The 1,114-nt window shown below is 67.4% G+C and carries 2 protein-coding genes; both read left to right on the top strand.

All coding sequences use genetic code 11. The features are described from left to right. The coding region (locus tag RT688_RS23805; RefSeq protein WP_313707287.1) for a 3-oxoacid CoA-transferase subunit A at positions 1 to 561 on the top strand (561 nt) is incomplete at its 5' end. Further along, the coding region (locus RT688_RS23800; RefSeq protein ID WP_313707286.1) for a 3-oxoacid CoA-transferase subunit B at positions 558 to 1,114 on the top strand (557 nt) is incomplete at its 3' end. The genes RT688_RS23805 and RT688_RS23800, both read left to right, overlap by 4 nt.

Genomic DNA, 1,114 nt, shown 5'->3' with positions numbered 1-1,114 from the left:
CTGATCGATGCCCTCATCGCGCAAGGCGCGCGTGAGCTCACCATCGTCAACAACAACGCCGGCAACGGCGACACCGGCCTGGCCGCGCTGCTGGCGGCCAAGCGGGTACGCAAGATCATCTGCTCCTTCCCGCGCCAGGCCGACTCGCACCATTTCGACGCGCTCTACCGGGCCGGCGAGATCGAGCTCGAACTGACCCCGCAGGGCAACCTGGCCGAACGCATCCGCGCCGCCGGCGCCGGCATCGGCGGCTTCTTCACCCCGACCGGCTACGGCACCCTGCTGGCCGAGGGCAAGGAAACCCGCCTGATCGACGGCCGTCACTACGTGCTCGAATCCCCGATCCACGCCGACTTTGCCCTCATCAAGGCGCACCAGGGCGACCGCTGGGGCAACCTGGTGTACCGCAAGACCGCACGCAACTTCGGCCCGATCATGGCGATGGCCGCCAAGGTCACCATCGCCCAGGTGGGCGAGATCGTGCCGCTGGGCGAGCTCGATCCCGAGGTGATCGTCACCCCGGGCATCTTCGTCCAGCGCGTCGTGAAGGAGGCAGCATGAGCATTCAAACCCGTTATACCCGCGACCAGATCGCCGCGCGCGTGGCCCAGGACATCCACGAAGGGGCCTACGTGAACCTCGGCATCGGCCTGCCGACCAAGGTCGCCAACTACCTGCCGAGCGACCGCGAAGTCTTCCTCCACAGCGAGAACGGCCTGCTCGGCATGGGGCCGGCGCCCGCGCCCGGCGAGGAAGACGAGGACCTGATCAACGCCGGCAAGCAGCCGGTGACCCTGCTCACCGGCGGCAGCTACTTCCACCACGGCGATTCCTTCGCCATGATGCGCGGCGGCCACCTCGACATCTGCGTGCTGGGCGCCTTCCAGGTCTCGGAAAAAGGGGACCTGGCCAACTGGCACACCGGCGCGCCGGACGCGATTCCGGCCGTGGGCGGCGCCATGGATCTCGCCATCGGCGCCAAGCAGGTGTTCGTGATGATGGACCACCAGACCAAGACCGGGGAAAGCAAGATCGTGCGCGAATGCAGCTATCCGCTCACCGGCGTGGCCTGCGTGAACCGCATCTATACCGACCTGGCGGTGATCGACGTCAC

The organism is Massilia sp. (assembly GCF_032106685.1).
Lineage (GTDB): Bacteria > Pseudomonadota > Gammaproteobacteria > Burkholderiales > Burkholderiaceae_D > Telluria.
The sequence above is the reverse complement of the archived record's forward strand: the minus strand, read 5'-3'. Positions and strand labels throughout refer to the sequence as shown.